15 protein-coding genes are annotated in these 13,798 nt (G+C 62.3%); 3 read left to right on the forward strand and 12 right to left on the reverse strand.

Annotated elements, in window-relative coordinates; translation table 11 throughout:
- Positions 1-79: 79 nt before the first annotated feature.
- The 3 genes from prpC to IG627_RS18915 form a co-directional block, all read right to left on the reverse strand.
- Positions 80-1,207 (reverse strand): bifunctional 2-methylcitrate synthase/citrate synthase, encoded by a 1,128-nt coding sequence (gene prpC / locus IG627_RS18905; RefSeq protein WP_193194574.1) that lies wholly within the window; start codon positions 1,205-1,207, stop codon positions 80-82.
- 187 nt (positions 1,208-1,394) lie between these two features.
- Entirely contained in the window at positions 1,395-2,273 is an 879-nt protein-coding gene (gene prpB, locus IG627_RS18910; protein ID WP_193194576.1) for a methylisocitrate lyase, read from the reverse strand.
- 23 nt (positions 2,274-2,296) lie between these two features.
- Positions 2,297-2,980, reverse strand: coding sequence for a GntR family transcriptional regulator (locus IG627_RS18915; protein ID WP_226865452.1), 684 nt, complete (start codon positions 2,978-2,980; stop codon positions 2,297-2,299).
- Positions 2,981-3,308: 328 nt separating this feature from the next.
- On the opposite strand from IG627_RS18915, the gene IG627_RS18920 reads away from it, so the two are divergent.
- Positions 3,309-3,833, forward strand: coding sequence for a DUF2062 domain-containing protein (locus tag IG627_RS18920; protein ID WP_193194578.1), 525 nt, complete (start codon positions 3,309-3,311; stop codon positions 3,831-3,833).
- Here IG627_RS18920 and IG627_RS18925 read toward each other — a convergent pair.
- From IG627_RS18925 to IG627_RS18945, 5 genes are all read right to left on the reverse strand, one after another.
- A complete protein-coding gene (locus IG627_RS18925) occupies positions 3,830-4,264 on the reverse strand; it encodes a hypothetical protein (protein ID WP_193194580.1) in 435 nt (144 codons plus the stop codon). The genes IG627_RS18920 and IG627_RS18925 overlap by 4 nt on opposite strands.
- Positions 4,261-5,523 carry a lipoprotein-releasing ABC transporter permease subunit gene (locus IG627_RS18930; RefSeq protein WP_193194582.1) on the reverse strand — a complete coding sequence of 421 codons (1,263 nt, stop codon included), beginning with the start codon at positions 5,521-5,523 and terminating at the stop codon, positions 4,261-4,263. The genes IG627_RS18925 and IG627_RS18930 overlap by 4 nt, the downstream gene beginning before the upstream one ends.
- Positions 5,516-6,268 carry a lipoprotein-releasing ABC transporter ATP-binding protein LolD gene (gene lolD / locus IG627_RS18935; RefSeq protein ID WP_193194584.1) on the reverse strand — a complete coding sequence of 251 codons (753 nt, stop codon included), beginning with the start codon at positions 6,266-6,268 and terminating at the stop codon, positions 5,516-5,518. The genes IG627_RS18930 and lolD overlap by 8 nt, the downstream gene beginning before the upstream one ends.
- Positions 6,269-6,434: 166 nt before the next feature.
- Positions 6,435-7,676 (reverse strand): lipoprotein-releasing ABC transporter permease subunit, encoded by a 1,242-nt coding sequence (locus IG627_RS18940; protein WP_193194586.1) that lies wholly within the window; start codon positions 7,674-7,676, stop codon positions 6,435-6,437.
- Positions 7,677-7,727: 51 nt separating this feature from the next.
- Positions 7,728-9,359, reverse strand: a complete 1,632-nt coding sequence (locus tag IG627_RS18945) for an alpha/beta hydrolase (RefSeq protein WP_193194588.1) — start codon at positions 9,357-9,359, stop codon at positions 7,728-7,730.
- Positions 9,360-9,537: 178 nt separating this feature from the next.
- Here IG627_RS18945 and IG627_RS18950 point away from each other — a divergent pair, with 178 nt between their 5' ends.
- Both IG627_RS18950 and IG627_RS18955 read left to right on the forward strand, forming a co-directional pair.
- On the forward strand, positions 9,538-9,834 hold the full coding sequence (locus IG627_RS18950) for a hypothetical protein (RefSeq protein WP_193194590.1): 297 nt from the start codon (positions 9,538-9,540) through the stop codon (positions 9,832-9,834).
- Between the two features lie 39 nt (positions 9,835-9,873).
- Positions 9,874-10,251: a hypothetical protein gene (locus tag IG627_RS18955; RefSeq protein ID WP_193194592.1), complete on the forward strand. Its 378-nt coding sequence runs from the start codon at positions 9,874-9,876 to the stop codon at positions 10,249-10,251.
- 70 nt (positions 10,252-10,321) lie between these two features.
- On the opposite strand, the gene IG627_RS18960 is transcribed toward IG627_RS18955, so the two are convergent.
- From IG627_RS18960 to IG627_RS18975, 4 genes are all read right to left on the reverse strand, one after another.
- Positions 10,322-10,786, reverse strand: coding sequence for a thioesterase family protein (locus tag IG627_RS18960; protein WP_193194594.1), 465 nt, complete (start codon positions 10,784-10,786; stop codon positions 10,322-10,324).
- Entirely contained in the window at positions 10,783-12,180 is a 1,398-nt protein-coding gene (gene sthA, locus IG627_RS18965) for a Si-specific NAD(P)(+) transhydrogenase (RefSeq protein ID WP_193194596.1), read from the reverse strand. The genes IG627_RS18960 and sthA overlap by 4 nt, the downstream gene beginning before the upstream one ends.
- Positions 12,181-12,481: 301 nt before the next feature.
- A complete protein-coding gene (nqrM, locus tag IG627_RS18970) occupies positions 12,482-12,718 on the reverse strand; it encodes a (Na+)-NQR maturation NqrM (protein ID WP_193194598.1) in 237 nt (78 codons plus the stop codon).
- Positions 12,715-13,731 (reverse strand): FAD:protein FMN transferase, encoded by a 1,017-nt coding sequence (locus tag IG627_RS18975; protein ID WP_319024613.1) that lies wholly within the window; start codon positions 13,729-13,731, stop codon positions 12,715-12,717. Before IG627_RS18975 ends, nqrM begins: the two co-directional genes overlap by 4 nt.
- Positions 13,732-13,798: the final 67 nt, after the last annotated feature.

Here is a 13,798-nt window from a genome sequence, read left to right on the forward strand (position 1 = left end):
AGGCCGGGATCCAGTGCCGTCGGAACCTCCGGAGCAGCTGGATTCCGGCCTGCGCCGGAATGACGAGGTAGCGAGCGAATTAACCGCGCTCGGCGATCGGCACGACTTTGCGCAGTTCCGGACCGGTGTACTCGGCACTCGGGCGGATGATGCGGTTGTCGGCGCGCTGTTCGAATACGTGCGCGGCCCAGCCGGTCAGGCGGGACATCACGAAGATCGGGGTGAACAGCTTGGTCGGGATACCCATAAAGTGGTAGGCGGAAGCGTGGAAGAAGTCCGCGTTGCAGAACAGCTTCTTCTCGCGCCACATGACTTCTTCACAGCGCACGGATACCGGGTACAGAACCTCGTCGCCCACATCCGCGGCCAGTTTTTCGGACCACTCTTTGATGATGGCGTTGCGCGGGTCGGATTCGGTGTAGACCGCGTGGCCGAAGCCCATGATCTTTTCCTTGCGCTCCAACATGCCCAGCAGTGCTTTCTCGGCTTCGTCGGCAGAGGAAAAACGCTCGATCAGCTCCATCGCCGCCTCGTTGGCGCCCCCATGTAAGGGGCCACGCAGAGAGCCGATGGCGCCGGTGATGCAGCTGAACAGGTCGGACAGTGTGGAGGCGCAGACGCGCGCGGTGAAGGTGGACGCGTTGAACTCGTGCTCCGCGTATAAAATTAGGGAAACGTTCATCACCTGCTCGTGCAGTGCGTTCGGCTTCTCGCCGCGCAGCATATGCAGGAAGTGGCCGCCGATGGAGTCGTCGTCGGTTTCGGTTTCGATACGCACGCCGTCGTGGCTGAAGCGGTACCAGTAACAGATGATGGACGGGAAGGCGGCCAGCAGGCGGTTGGCTTTTTCCTGCTGCTGGTCGAAGCTCTCTTCGCCTTCCAGGTTGCCCAGCATGGAACATCCGGTGCGCATCACGTCCATCGGGTGGGCCTCGGCGGGGATGCGCTCGAGCACTTCGCGCAGAGCCAGCGGCAGGCCGCGCATGCCTTTCAGAATACCTTTGTAATCGGCCAGTTGCGCCTTGGTGGGCAGTTCGCCGTAGAAGATCAGGTAGGCGACTTCTTCGAACTCGCAGTTCTGCGCCAGATCTTTGACGTCGTAGCCGCAGTAGGTCAGGCCGGAGCCGGATACGCCTACGGTGGACAGTGCGGTTTTACCGGCGACCTGGCCGCGGAGGCCGGCGCCTCCCAGTTTTTTCTCTGCCATTTTTATTTCCCCTTTCTCTTGAGTTTGTTCGGAGCGTCGGTGCGCACGGCGCACCCTACGGAGTCTTCTGTAGGAGCGGCCCATGGCCGCGATAGATCTTTCCGGTTGTCGAGTCCTATCGCGGCCATGGGCCGCTCCTACAAAGCATTCGTTCAAGGATGTAGGGTGCGCCGCGCGCACCGCCAAATTACTTTTTGAAGAGTTCGTCCAGCTTCTGCTCGAAGTCGTGGTAGTTCAGGTAGTCGTACAGTTCCGCGCGGGTCTGCATGGTGTCGACCACGGCCTGCTGGTCGCCGTTCTGCAGAATACTGGTATAGACGTTCTCGGCGGCCTTGTTCATGGCGCGGAAGGCGGAGAGTGGGTAGAGGACCATGTCTGCGCCGGATTCGCCCAGTTCGGCGCGGTTGTACAGCTTGGTTTTGCCGAATTCGGTGATGTTGGCCAGGATGGGCACATTCAGGGCGTCCTTGAAGGCGCGGTAGTGCTCCAGTTCGGTGACCGCCTCGGCGAAGATGCCGTCGGCGCCGGCTTCGATGCAGGCCTGGGCGCGGTCGATGGCGGCTTCGAGACCTTCCTGGGCGAAGGAGTCGGTGCGGGCCATGATAAAGAAGTCGTCGTCGGTGCGAGCGTCAACGGCGGCCTTGATGCGGTCGACCATCTCTTCCTTGGAAACTATCTCCTTGTTCGGGCGGTGGCCGCAGCGCTTCTGCGCCACCTGGTCCTCGATATGCACGGCGGCGGCGCCGGCGCGGATCATTTCCTGGATGGTGCGGGAGATATTGAAGGCCCCGCCCCAGCCGGTGTCGATATCCACCAGCAACGGCAGCTCGGAGGCGGCGGTGATGCGGCGCACGTCCTCGAGTACATTGTCGAGGCTGGTCATGCCCAGGTCCGGCAGGCCGTAGGAGGCGTTGGCAACGCCGCCGCCGGACAGGTAGATGGCCTTGTGGCCGATGCGCTCCGCCATGATGGCGGTGTAGGCGTTGATGGTGCCCACTACCTGCAGCGGATTGTTTTCTTGCAGGGCTGCGCGGAAACGCGCGCCGGCGGAAGGCTTCTGGCTCATAGACGACCTCAGTGTTCTCTTTTTCAGGTTTCTGTCGTTAGTTTCTTTTCGATATTGTTGCGCGAGGCGCGGATATGGCGGCGCATCAACAGCTCCGCCAGCTCGCCATCCCCCGCTTCAATGGCTTCGATGATATGGCTGTGTTCGCGAAAGGCGCGCTTGGCCCGCGGGCTGGCCATGCCCAGCTGGTAGCGGTACATGCGCACCCGGTAATAGAGGCGATTGCAGAGGGTATCGATCAGCAGGTCGTTCTTGGAGGCCTGCACTATGCGGAAGTGGAAGTCGAAATCCCCCTCCGGCTGGAAGTAGGCCTTGCCGGCCTGTAGCTCTTCCTGCTGCTCGTGGCGGGCCAGCATCTGGCGCAGTTCGGTGAGATCCTCGTCGCTGCGGTTCTGGGCGGCCAGGCGGCAGGCCATGCCCTCCAGGGCCTCGCGCACCTCGTACAGATCCAGCAGGCCGCGCTCGGTCAGATCCACCACGCGCGCGCCGACGTGGACGCGGCGCTCCAGCAGGCCCAGGGATTCGAGGCGCATCAAGGCCTCGCGCAGGCTGCCGCGGCTGGCACTGAAGCGCCGCGCCAGCTCCGGCTCGCTGATCTTGCTACCGGCGGCCAGCTGACCCTCGACGATTTCGCCGCGCAGGGTCACAAACAGGCGCTCGGCCAGGCTCTGGTTGTTCTCTACTGCCTGCAGTTGTCCGCCTTCCAACTCGCGTCTCTCCCGCTCTCAACCCAGATTGTCGACAATCTTTATAAGTTGCGACCATAAACGAGTATAAACCCGGCGTCAACCAAGGCGAAAAGCATGGATTGTTGACAATCTGGCGAGAGATCTGACTTTTTTTGGAGCAGTAGTCTTGTAACAGCTAAGTGGGCATAATAGCGCCCGCGCGGTACGCTCGTGCCCCGCCTGCCCAGGCACTCTATGCTTATAAGGGCAGCGGGGGCGATCCCGCCGCAGAAGGCGACACACCGCCAATAACGATACTGTCCAGGGCTGCCAGTACCCCCACTCCCGGGTAAACAGAAACAGAGTTATGCCGAAGAGTATTATCAGGCGATGGCTGCCAACCCCCGAGCAGGTCCGCGCCAACAACGGCCTGAAGTTTCTCGGCACCCTGCTGCACGACCCCAACCTCTTCCACCTCAACCGCCACTCGGTTTCCGTGGCCTTTGCCGTGGGTGTCTTCACCAGTTTCCTGCCGCTGCCGGGCCAGATGATCATCGCCGCCCTGCTGGCACTCTGGTTCCGCTGCAACCTGCCGCTGTCGATGATCCTGGTGTGGATCAGCAATCCGGTGACCATGCCGGCCATCTTCTACAGCACCTACAAGCTGGGTGCCTGGATACTGGGCACGCCGCCGGTGGATTTCAGGATTGAGCTGTCGTGGGAGTGGCTGACGGAAGAGGTGGGGAAAATCTGGCTGCCGCTGTTTTTCGGCTCGCTATTGGCCGGTATTTTCTTCGCCGCAGTGTCCTACTTCGCGATGCAGGCGCTGTGGCGTTGGCATGTGGTGAAGCGCTGGAAGATGCGAATCAACCGGCGCTCCGCTGTCGGCTAAGGGCACTCCAGCAATTTGCGCGACTTCCCAACGCGTGCCACGGACCAAAGTGCCACAGCTCCTGCGGCGATTGCGGTGGCCGCGGGCAACAGAAAACCCAGCAAACCACCAAGAACCAGGGCGGCTGAGCTACCGATCAGGTAAGCCAGCGCCGCAACCCGCACACGATGGCCACTGGCCGTGAGCGCCGCGGACCAGACGACAAACACTGCGGACAGTGCCGCCCCACCGCAGATCAGCCAGAGCGGCCACCTCTGCCATTCGTCGGTATAGCAGTCCGATCCCTCGCGCATATTCTCGGGACAAAAATTTACGACCCGCCAGTAATCAAACCTGAGTGTGACAATCAGGGCCAGTATCCACGCCGCCAGCGCCGCTGGAATCGGCAGCAGCGCCCTAAGCCATTTCAGTATGTTGCTGGCAGTATTCACTGCTCGTTGCGCAGGGCCGCCGCCGGTTGCACGCGACTGGCCTGTAGCGCCGGGTAGAGAGTCGCCAGCAGGCTGAGCAGGAAGCCCGCCCCCACCACCAGCGCCACATCGCCCCACTGCAGTTCGGAGGGCAGATAGTCCACCGGGTAGACGTCGGATTTGAGGAACTGCACTCCGAACAGGGATTCCAGGCCGGCCACCAGGTCGGTGACAGTCAACGCGCCGAGGACACCCAGTATTCCGCCGACCACGGCGCCCACCAGGCCCACCAGCGCGCCCTGGCTGACGAAGGTCAGCAGTATCTCGCGGGTACTGGCGCCCATGGTGCGCAGGATGGCGATATCGCTGTGCTTGTCGATCACCACCATCACCAGGGTGGACACCACATTGAAGGCGGCGATGGCGATGATCAGCAGCACCAGCAGCCCGACCAGGTTGCGCGACATCTGGATTGCCTGGTAGAGGTTGCCGTGGGTGCTGCTCCAGTCGCTGCCGTAGAAATCCTGCGACGGCAGCTGCTGCAGCAGACTGCGCAGCGTCCAGTAGGATTCGAGCATCTTCCCGAAGCGCAGCTGCACGCCGGCGCCGCCGCTGCCGCCGGCCAGGGCCTGCGCCTGGGGCCAGGAGACCAGCGCCAGGGAGTGATCCAGCGCGGTACCCGAGTGGAATATATCCGCCACCACAAAGCCCGCCAGGCGCGCGGCGCGGCGGCCGCCATCGTCACTCTCACTGCTGGGCACTATCAGGGACAGGTACTCGCCCTCCCCGACGCCCAGTTTGTCCGCGATACCGCGGCCGAGAATCACGCCGGGCTGGGCGGGATCCCCGAGCGCGGCAAAGGCCTGCGGATCGAGGAACTGGCCGATATTCGACACTTCGACGATGGTTTCCGGGTTGATACCCTGCACCAGCAGCGGCGTGACCTCCCGGCCCTTGCGCGCCAGCGCATTGACCTGCCACACCTCGGCGGCGGCCAGCACCTCGGGATTGTCCTCCAGCTGGTCGCGCAGCGCCGGCCAGTCGATATCCGGGCTGGCGTTGTAGATGGTGCCGTGGGGCATGATGCCGAGGATGCGCTCGCGCAGCTCGCGGTCGAAGCCGTTCATGACCGACATCACCACGATCATCAGCGCCACGCCCAGGATCAGGCCGACCATCGACAGGCCGGAGATAAATGAGACAAGGCCTGAGGAGTCGCCGCCGCGGCGCTGGGCGCCGGCGTAGCGCAGGCCGATAAAGGCCGGCAGCGGCCTAAACACGGTCGCCCTCGTGCCAGTTGGCCTCGAGCCTGCCGTCGATCAGGTGCAGGGTGCGATCCAGGGCCGCGGCCAGATCCGGGTCGTGGGTGACGATCACGAAGCTGATCCCCATCTCGCTGTTGAGTCTGTCCATCAGCTTGTGAATTTCTTTGGCCGTCGCGCGATCCAGGTTGCCGGTGGGCTCGTCCATCAGCACGCAGGCGGGCCGGGTCACCAGGGCGCGGGCAATGGCCACCCGCTGGCGCTCGCCGCCGGACAGCTGTGACGGCTTGTGGCTCAATCGCTCGCCGAGCCCCACCGCCTCCAGCATCGCTTTCGCCTCGTCGCGCGCATTGGCAACGGAGTGCTTGCCGATCAGCAGCGGCATGGCGACATTTTCCAGGGCGGAGAATTCTCCCAGCAGGTGATGGAACTGGTAGACAAAACCGAGGCTGCTGTTGCGCAGCCAGCCGCGCTGGTTGGCATCCAGGCTGGCCAGGTTCTGCCCCGCCACCCGCACTTCACCGGCGCTGGGGGTATCCAGGCCGCCGAGCAGGTTCAGCAGCGTGGACTTGCCGGAACCGGATGCGCCGACGATCGCCAGTTTCTCACCGCGCAGCACCTGCAGCTCGACGCCGCGCAGCACTTCCAGCTCCTTGCTGCCCTGGCGGTAGCTCTTGCGCAACTCGCGGCAGGCGAGCACCGGCTCGCCGCCGGGCTTTGCCGGTGCGGCTTCGTCGGTATTTATTTCCACTTGGCTGTTCATCAATTTAATTAGCCTGAGTTTTTCACTCTTTATCAAATAATAATTTGTTCGTCATGCCGGCTCAGAGCCTGTGCCGGATTTGATCCGGTACCGGTATCCAGTTTGGTGGCAGCTGGATTCCGGCCTGCGCCGGAATGACGATGTTGCGCTGTAGTAGCGACTGCCATCACTCGTAGCGCAGCGCCTCCGCCGGCTCTATCTGCGCCGCGCGCCAGGCCGGGAACAAGGTCGCCAGCAGGCTCATCGCGATCGCGGCGGTCAATACAAGGACCGCATCGCCGACGCGAAATTCCGACGGCAGGAAGCTGACAAAAAATACCCGCGGATCGAATATCTTCGCCCCCAGCAGGTTCTCCGCCCAGCTGACCATTTCGGTCAGGTTCAGTGCAATCAGGATACCCAGCAGCGCGCCGACAAAGGCGCCGATAATACCGATGGCACTGCCCTGCACCACGAACACCGACATTATTTGCCGCGATGTCAGTCCGAGGGTGCGCAGCACCGCGATATCCGAGCGCTTGTCGGCCACCATCAACACCAGCGCGGAAACAATATTGAACGCGGCCACGGCGACGATGATCATCAGCATCAATGTCACCACGGTTTTCTCCATTTTCACCGCCTGGAAGAGGCTGCCCTGGGACAGGCTCCAGTCCTCGCCACTGAAACCCTCGCCCAGGTCCTGCGCATAGGCGGATACCCGGCCCAGGGCATTGTCCATATCGTCGAAGCGCAGCTGCAGTCCCTGGGCCCTGCCGCGCATTCTCAACAGTCGCGCGGCGTCATCGATATGCACCAGCGCCATATTCTGGTCCACCTGGGCACCGACGGAGAAGACACCGGCCACGGTAAAGCGCTTGGTGCGGGGAAAGATACCGGCCGGCGTCACCACCACTTCCGGCAGGGTCAGCACTAGGCTGTCACCGGGTATCACATTCAGCTGCCGGGCCAGGATACGGCCGAGCACAATGTTGTAACTGCGCGGCTGCAGTCCATCCAGGCTGCCCATGATCATATGTTCGCCAACCGCGGAGACCTTGCGCAGCGCCTGGGGCTCCACACCCTGGAACTCCACGCCGTGGCTGCTGCCCTTGGCCCCGAGCAGCGCAAAACCGCGCACAAACGGGCTGGCCGCCTCCACGTGGGGCTGCTGCTCCAGTTGCTGCGCCGCACCCTGCCAGTCCTCGAGGCCCCCGGCCTTTTCCACAAAACCGTGCGGCACCACACTGAGGATGCGGGTCTTCAGCTCCCGGTCGAAGCCGTTCATCACCGAGGTCACGACGATCAGCGCCAGCACGCCGAGCGCCATGCCCAGCAGGGAGAAGCCGTTGATAAAGGAGATGAACTGCTGGCGGCGGCGGGCGGCCACATAGCGCAGGCCGATAAACAGGGGGACAGGTTTGATCATGGAGGTGATTTAAGCGGAAAAACGCCAAGAAATCCAAGGATTTGGACACATTTACCTGGCGTTGTAGGTGTTGAGTTTTTCCCGCAGCCGCTGCAGATCCTGTTCCGTCCAGCCCTGCGGCTCCGTCAGCGCCAGCCAGGCGCGCACATAGTCCATCGGCGCATAGGTGTGCCCGAACCCCTTCGGGGCTATGCCAGCGTGCATATCCGCGGCCAGCTGGAACATGGTCACAATCGGGTACCACTTGAGGTCCGGCGAGACTTCCGGGCCCCGCGGTACATTCATCCAGGCCGGCTTGCGGTACAGGGCCTGGGGCTCAAAGAAGACGATCGGGTCGCTGGAATGCTGAAGGTAGGCGAGACGAAAGGTGCCCCAGGGGACCTTACCCTTTTCGTAACCGCCGAAGTGATTGCCGAAACGCACCACGGCACCGCCGCGGAACTGCGGCAGCCAGGCCGGCGAGTCCGGGTCGCGGTGCGCGGTGACCTCGCGCCAGGTATCGCTGCGAAACGGCGGACCCGCCCAGAGGGCGCCGTCAAACGGATCGTCGATAATGTCGTAGAAATCGAAGGAGCGATCGGAGTTCAGGGCCCCGAGGCTGAGACCGAACAGGTACAGCTTCGGCCGCGTCTCCGCCGGCAACCTGCTCCAGTGGCCGTAGATGGCCTCGAACAGTGCCTGTGCCGTTTCCTTGCCATAGGCGTCCTCGGTCATCAGCGCGATCGGACTCGGCAGGTAGGAATACTGCCCGGCGACACTGGCGATATCCCCGCGGTGCAGGAATTCCACCGAGTTGATAGCGCCGGGGTCCACCCAGCCGGTGCCGGTAGGGGTAATCAGCACCAGCACCGAGCGCTCGAAGCCCCCCACCCGCTTGAGTTCTTCCAGTGCCAGGCGGGCGCGCTCCCGGGGTGCCTCGGCCGCGTTCAGCCCCACATAGACGCGGATCGGCTCCATGGATTTGCCGGCCACTTCGCCGATATCGGCAGCCGTGGGTCCGAGCGCCAGATAGCGGCGCCCCTGGTGGCCCATATCCTGCCAGCGCAGCAGGGAATCGGCGCCGCCCGGCTTCGCCGGATCATCCGGCGGCACCATATCCGGCTGCATGCGCGCGTCCAGCTTCTGGTAGATGGAGTCCACCGAGTGCAGGGCCGCATTGAGCAGCACATCGTTGATCACCGCCCAGAAAAGCCAGAAGGCCGCCACCAGCCCCAGCAACAGCGACACGCGCCGCGGAATCCGCTTTTCCAGCCTGCGCGACAGAAAAAAATAAGTGCGCTTGAACAACTTGGCGATCAGCAGCACCAGCAGGAAGAACGCCAGCGCCACCAGCGCGACGGTAAACGGCCGCACGCCGGAAACCTCTTCCAGCCCCATCAGCGAGCGGACCGAGTTCTGCCAGCCACTCGCCTTAAAGAGAAACGCCAGTGCCAACAGCGCACAGAGGGCGGCGGCGATCCAGCGCAGCAACCGCCGGGTACTCGCCCCCGGCAGGGGCAGGCCGAGAAAGGACCAGAGCCAGATCAACAACACCCCAGCACCGTAACCGGCGGCGAAAGACAGCCCGGAAATCGCACCCTGGACAATATCGGTGCGCGGGATCAGGGAGGGAGTCAGCGACAGCGCAAAGAAGACAGTGCCAATCAGCAATCCGGCCGTGGAAAAGAAGTGTCCAAGTCGCATCCGTGCCCGCCCGCAGGTCGAAGTTTGATCTACAGGATAGTCCGAATACAGCCCCGCGGCCCGAGACAGCCGCGCCGCGGGGGTCCAGCCCGGGCGCAAAAACGTGAAGAAATCCAAGTGTTTAGGCAGAATATCTGCTTTAATTGGCCGAAATCCAGAATAACCCCGGTGAGGACATATGTTCAGCAGACTCCGCAACCGCATTCCCCAGTTGGCCGGCGCAGCCGCCCTGCTCTTCTCACTCGGCACCCAGGCAGAAACCCTCGAGGTGCCGGTCGGTGCCCAGGGCGACCACGCCATGGTCGAGCAGGTACGCGGCCTGAAGAAAGACGAAGTCAATTCGCGCCTCGGCGAACCCATCGGTATCCAGGGCCCGGTCGGCGAACCGGCCATCACCCGCTGGGAATACGCCGACTTCTATGTGTACTTTGAGTGGGATGTGGCGCTGCACACGGTAAAAAAGTACCGCGGCTGATCGCCTGATCGAAATCTTTTCCAGGGAGGGAAACCAGTGATGAAATCGCAGACGTCCATTCGCCGGGCACTTGGCCTGGCTATCGCAACCTTGGCCTTCAGCCAGTTCACCATCGCACAAGCCGATCCGGCCCAGCTGGTAATGCCTGACGTGGCGGGCCAGTTGGGTAAGTTCAGCGGCACACTACACGCCATCGCCAGCGCCTGCGGGCACTATTCCAACGAGCAGCTGGCGGAAATGAAAGAGCAGCAGAGAAAGCAGCTGCAAGATTCCGGCATGGACATCAGCGGGTTCGACAAAACCTTCGCCAGCAGCGAGCGCGAAATGGCCGAGAAATGGAAGGCGATGTCCGAGGCGGAACAGTCGGAAACCTGCGAGAAGGTCAAGCAGCAGATGTCCACGGCGCCCACCGGCTGAACTGCTTCAGCACGATCAATACAACGGTTAATCCCGCACGCAGCCAATGACATCGATACCGGTCGGCGACTCAATAGAGATAGGTCGCCGTACCGGTAGCAATCAACTCCTCCGCGTCATTGCGCAATTCCATGCGCGTCACCACCAGCTTGTTGCCGGTGCGCAGAATCGAGCCATGGCAGACAAAGCTCTCGCCCCTGCCCGGCTTCAAGTAGTCCACGCGCATATCCACGGTACCGAGTTTTGACAGGCGCTCGGTTTTTTCCTTCCAGTCGATATCGCCGAGGCGCTGGTAGGCGGCCACCATCGCGGTCAGGCCGCCGACGGTATCCAGCGCGGTGGCGATCACACCGCCGTGCAGGATTTTTTTCCAGATATTGCCGATCAGCTCTGGGCGCAGCTCGAAGTGCGCAGAGAGTGTGAGCGCTTCCAGGTCCAGCTCGCGCATCTCCAGGCCAATCTGGCGATTAAAGGGGATCTGTTCAAAGAACCCCTTGACCAGTGCGCGGAACTCGCTCGGTGATGGCTCGGTCACAGGCGCGCCACCCGGTTGAGTCCATCCAGTGCCGCACTGCGGTAGGCCTCGGCCATGGTCGGGTAGTTGAAGGTGGTGTTGACGAAGAAATCGATTGAATTGTTCGGCGCCGGCTGCTTCATGATTGCCTGGCCAATATGTACGATCTCCGCCGCCTCGGCGCCGAAGCAGTGGATGCCGAGAATTTCGCGAGTCTCTATGTGGAAGAGAACCTTCAGCATGCCCACCCGCTCACCGGAAATCTGCGCGCGCGCCGTGTGCTTGAACAGGGCCCGCCCCACTTCATAGGGCACCTTGGCGGCGGTGAGTTCCGACTCGGTTTTACCGACGGATGAGATCTCCGGCAGGGTGTAGATACCAGTGGGCGCATCCTCGACCACCCGATGGCCGCGGCCGGCAATGGCGGAGGCTACCGCGCGACCCTGGTCATAGGAGGCACTGGCGAGGCTGGGCCAGCCAATCACATCACCCACGGCAAAGATGTTCTCCACTTCGGTGCAGTAGTGCTCGTCGACACTCAGCTGGCCGCGGTGGTTGGCCTCCAGCCCGACATTGTCCAGGCCCAGGTTGCCGGTGTTACCGCTGCGGCCGTTGCACCAGAGCAGCGCGTCGGCGTGGATGCGCTTGCCGGACTGCATCTCCATGATCACGCCGCTGTCGGTGGGCACCACTCTGGCGTACTCCTCGCGGTGGCGCACTGTGACGCCCATATCGCGCAGGTGATAGCTGAGCGCATCGGAAATTTCGTCGTCGAGGAATTCCAGCAGGCTGCCGCGGGTATTGATCAGGTCCACTTTGACACCGAGCCCGGCAAAAATGGACGCGTACTCGCAGCCGATCACACCGGCACCGTAGATCATGATGGAGTGTGGGGTGTGCTGCATATCCAGGATCGTATCGCTGTCGTAGACACGCGGGTGATCGAAATCCACATCTCCGGGCCTATAGGGACGCGAACCGGTGGCGACGACAAATTTTTCCGCGCTGATGATCTCGGTGGCCCCATCCGGCAGCAGCACTTCGACACTGTTGGCATCACGGAATTTGGCTTCGCCGACAATCAGGTCGACGCGATTGCGGGCGTAGAAGGCGGTGTGCATTTCCACCTGGTAGGAGATGACCTTGTTGACCGTGCGCATCACTTCCGGAAAGGTCAGGCGGCGCGGCTCCCCCAAGGCGCGGAATACCGGCTGGGTGTTGTAGCGCATCAGTTGCTTGACCGAGTGGCGCAGCGCCTTGGACGGAATTGTGCCCTTGTGGGTGCAGTTGCCGCCCACCGATTGGCCCTTCTCAATCACTGCCGCGCGCATGCCCTTCTTGGCCGCACTCATGGCCGCAGCCTCGCCGGCGGGGCCGGAGCCGATAACTACCAGGTCGTATTTTTGATCTGCCATCTACAAGCTCTGTCTTATTGGTTTAATGTAATGCGCCGTGCGTACCGAAATTTGTACTCGTCATACCGGCGCAGGAACGTCATGCCGGACTCGATCCGGTACCGGTATCCAGTTCAGCGGCACCTGGATTAGGTGGTGCTCCTGCACCACGCCCTCTGGGCCATTCGCTTTCGCGAATGCTCGCTACGGCATCCATGCCTGCGCAGTCCGGCCTGCGCCGGAATGACGACAAAACGCCCGGGAGCAGCCCTCTCCCCCAGCCCCTCTCCCGCGAGCGGTAGAGGAGAGAAAGTAGAAGGCATCAGCGCTTGCTGGCGTCATAGGCCAGGTCTGCCTGCTTGGAAAGGCGCTGCTGCCGCTCCTGCTCCTTTTTGCACTCGTCGTCGTCACCGCCGCAGATCTCACACCCCTCTTTCAGGCCGAGGGTGTTGAGGCCGCCGCAGGAGCCCTTGAGTGGCTTGTTCTGCACTATCGCACCCAGTGCCATACCGGTGACGACCAGCAGCATGACGACAAAGGCAAATATGAATACTGTCATTTCTCAGACCTCTCTAGATAGGGTTCGAAGGCACTGCTGTAGCGTTCCTCGAACCCCTTATCGGTTTTCACCAGCATAAAGATTGCCAGGTTTTCCTTCTCCGCCAATTTTAATCCGGCGTCGGCACCCAGCACATTCAGCGCCGTCGCCAGGCCATCGGCTTCGGCACAGGTATCGGCGATGACGGTAACCGAGGCCAGGCGGTGCTGCAGCGGGCGCCCGCTACGCGGATCTATGCTGTGGGCATAGCGCACGCCGTCGCGCTCATAGTAGTTGCGGTAGTCACCGCTGGTGGCGACGGATTTACCGCTCACCGTAATCGGCTTCTGCACCACACCACCAGCGGGGTCCGGACTCTCAATGCCGATACGCCAATCCCCGCCCTTGGGATTTTTACCCCGGGTGCGCAGCTCGCCGCCAATCTCCACCAGGTAATTGCGGATGCCCTGGGCTTCCAGCAGCAGCGCAACCCGGTCGACACCGTGGCCCTTGGCGATGGCCGACAGGTCTATCTGAACCGGGCGACTGCGGGTGATGCGATCCGGTGCGCGCTCGACCCTGAGGGCATCGGAGCCGACCTGCTGCAGCAATTCTTCGATCGCCGCATCACTGGGCACCTGCTCCGGTTCCGGCTGGGGTCCGAAACCCCAAAGATTCACCAGCGGGCCAACGGTGATCTCGAAGGCGCCCTCACTGCGACGATAGATATCCATCGACATCTCCACCACATCGGCCAGGTGGCCGCTGACCGGCACTGCCTCGCCTATGGGCCCGCGGTTGAAGCGCATCAGTTCTGAGTCGTCGATATAGGTCGACATCTCCTGATTGACCTGCTGCAACTCAACGTCAACCAGTCGCTGCAGTTCGGCGCGAACTACCCGGGGGGGCACATCCACCACGGTGATATGGTAGCTGGTCCCCATGGTCGGGCCTTGCAGCTGCCAGGTCTTGGACGCCGGCGAACAGCCGGAGATAAATACCGATACTGTTACCGCGACTATTAGCGACGCCACTGCCGATCTAAAAAGCAAAAACAGGGCCGGTATTACGGGCCCTGTTTTTGTTATTGTCGGCACTCGA

This window comes from Microbulbifer taiwanensis (assembly GCF_014904815.1).
Classification (GTDB): Bacteria; Pseudomonadota; Gammaproteobacteria; order Pseudomonadales; family Cellvibrionaceae; genus Microbulbifer; species Microbulbifer taiwanensis.

What these genes read in the sequence shown, in the direction of transcription:
- prpC (WP_193194574.1), bottom strand. Translation starts at nt 1,207, where the DNA reads ATGGCAGAGAAAAAACTGGGAGGCGCCGGCCTCCGCGGCCAGGTCGCC.
- prpB (WP_193194576.1), bottom strand. Translation starts at nt 2,273, where the DNA reads ATGAGCCAGAAGCCTTCCGCCGGCGCGCGTTTCCGCGCAGCCCTGCAA.
- IG627_RS18920 (WP_193194578.1), top strand. Translation starts at nt 3,309, where the DNA reads ATGCCGAAGAGTATTATCAGGCGATGGCTGCCAACCCCCGAGCAGGTC.
- lolD (WP_193194584.1), bottom strand. Translation starts at nt 6,268, where the DNA reads ATGAACAGCCAAGTGGAAATAAATACCGACGAAGCCGCACCGGCAAAG.
- IG627_RS18940 (WP_193194586.1), bottom strand. Translation starts at nt 7,676, where the DNA reads ATGATCAAACCTGTCCCCCTGTTTATCGGCCTGCGCTATGTGGCCGCC.
- IG627_RS18945 (WP_193194588.1), bottom strand. Translation starts at nt 9,359, where the DNA reads ATGCGACTTGGACACTTCTTTTCCACGGCCGGATTGCTGATTGGCACT.
- IG627_RS18950 (WP_193194590.1), top strand. Translation starts at nt 9,538, where the DNA reads ATGTTCAGCAGACTCCGCAACCGCATTCCCCAGTTGGCCGGCGCAGCC.
- IG627_RS18955 (WP_193194592.1), top strand. Translation starts at nt 9,874, where the DNA reads ATGAAATCGCAGACGTCCATTCGCCGGGCACTTGGCCTGGCTATCGCA.
- sthA (WP_193194596.1), bottom strand. Translation starts at nt 12,180, where the DNA reads ATGGCAGATCAAAAATACGACCTGGTAGTTATCGGCTCCGGCCCCGCC.
- nqrM (WP_193194598.1), bottom strand. Translation starts at nt 12,718, where the DNA reads ATGACAGTATTCATATTTGCCTTTGTCGTCATGCTGCTGGTCGTCACC.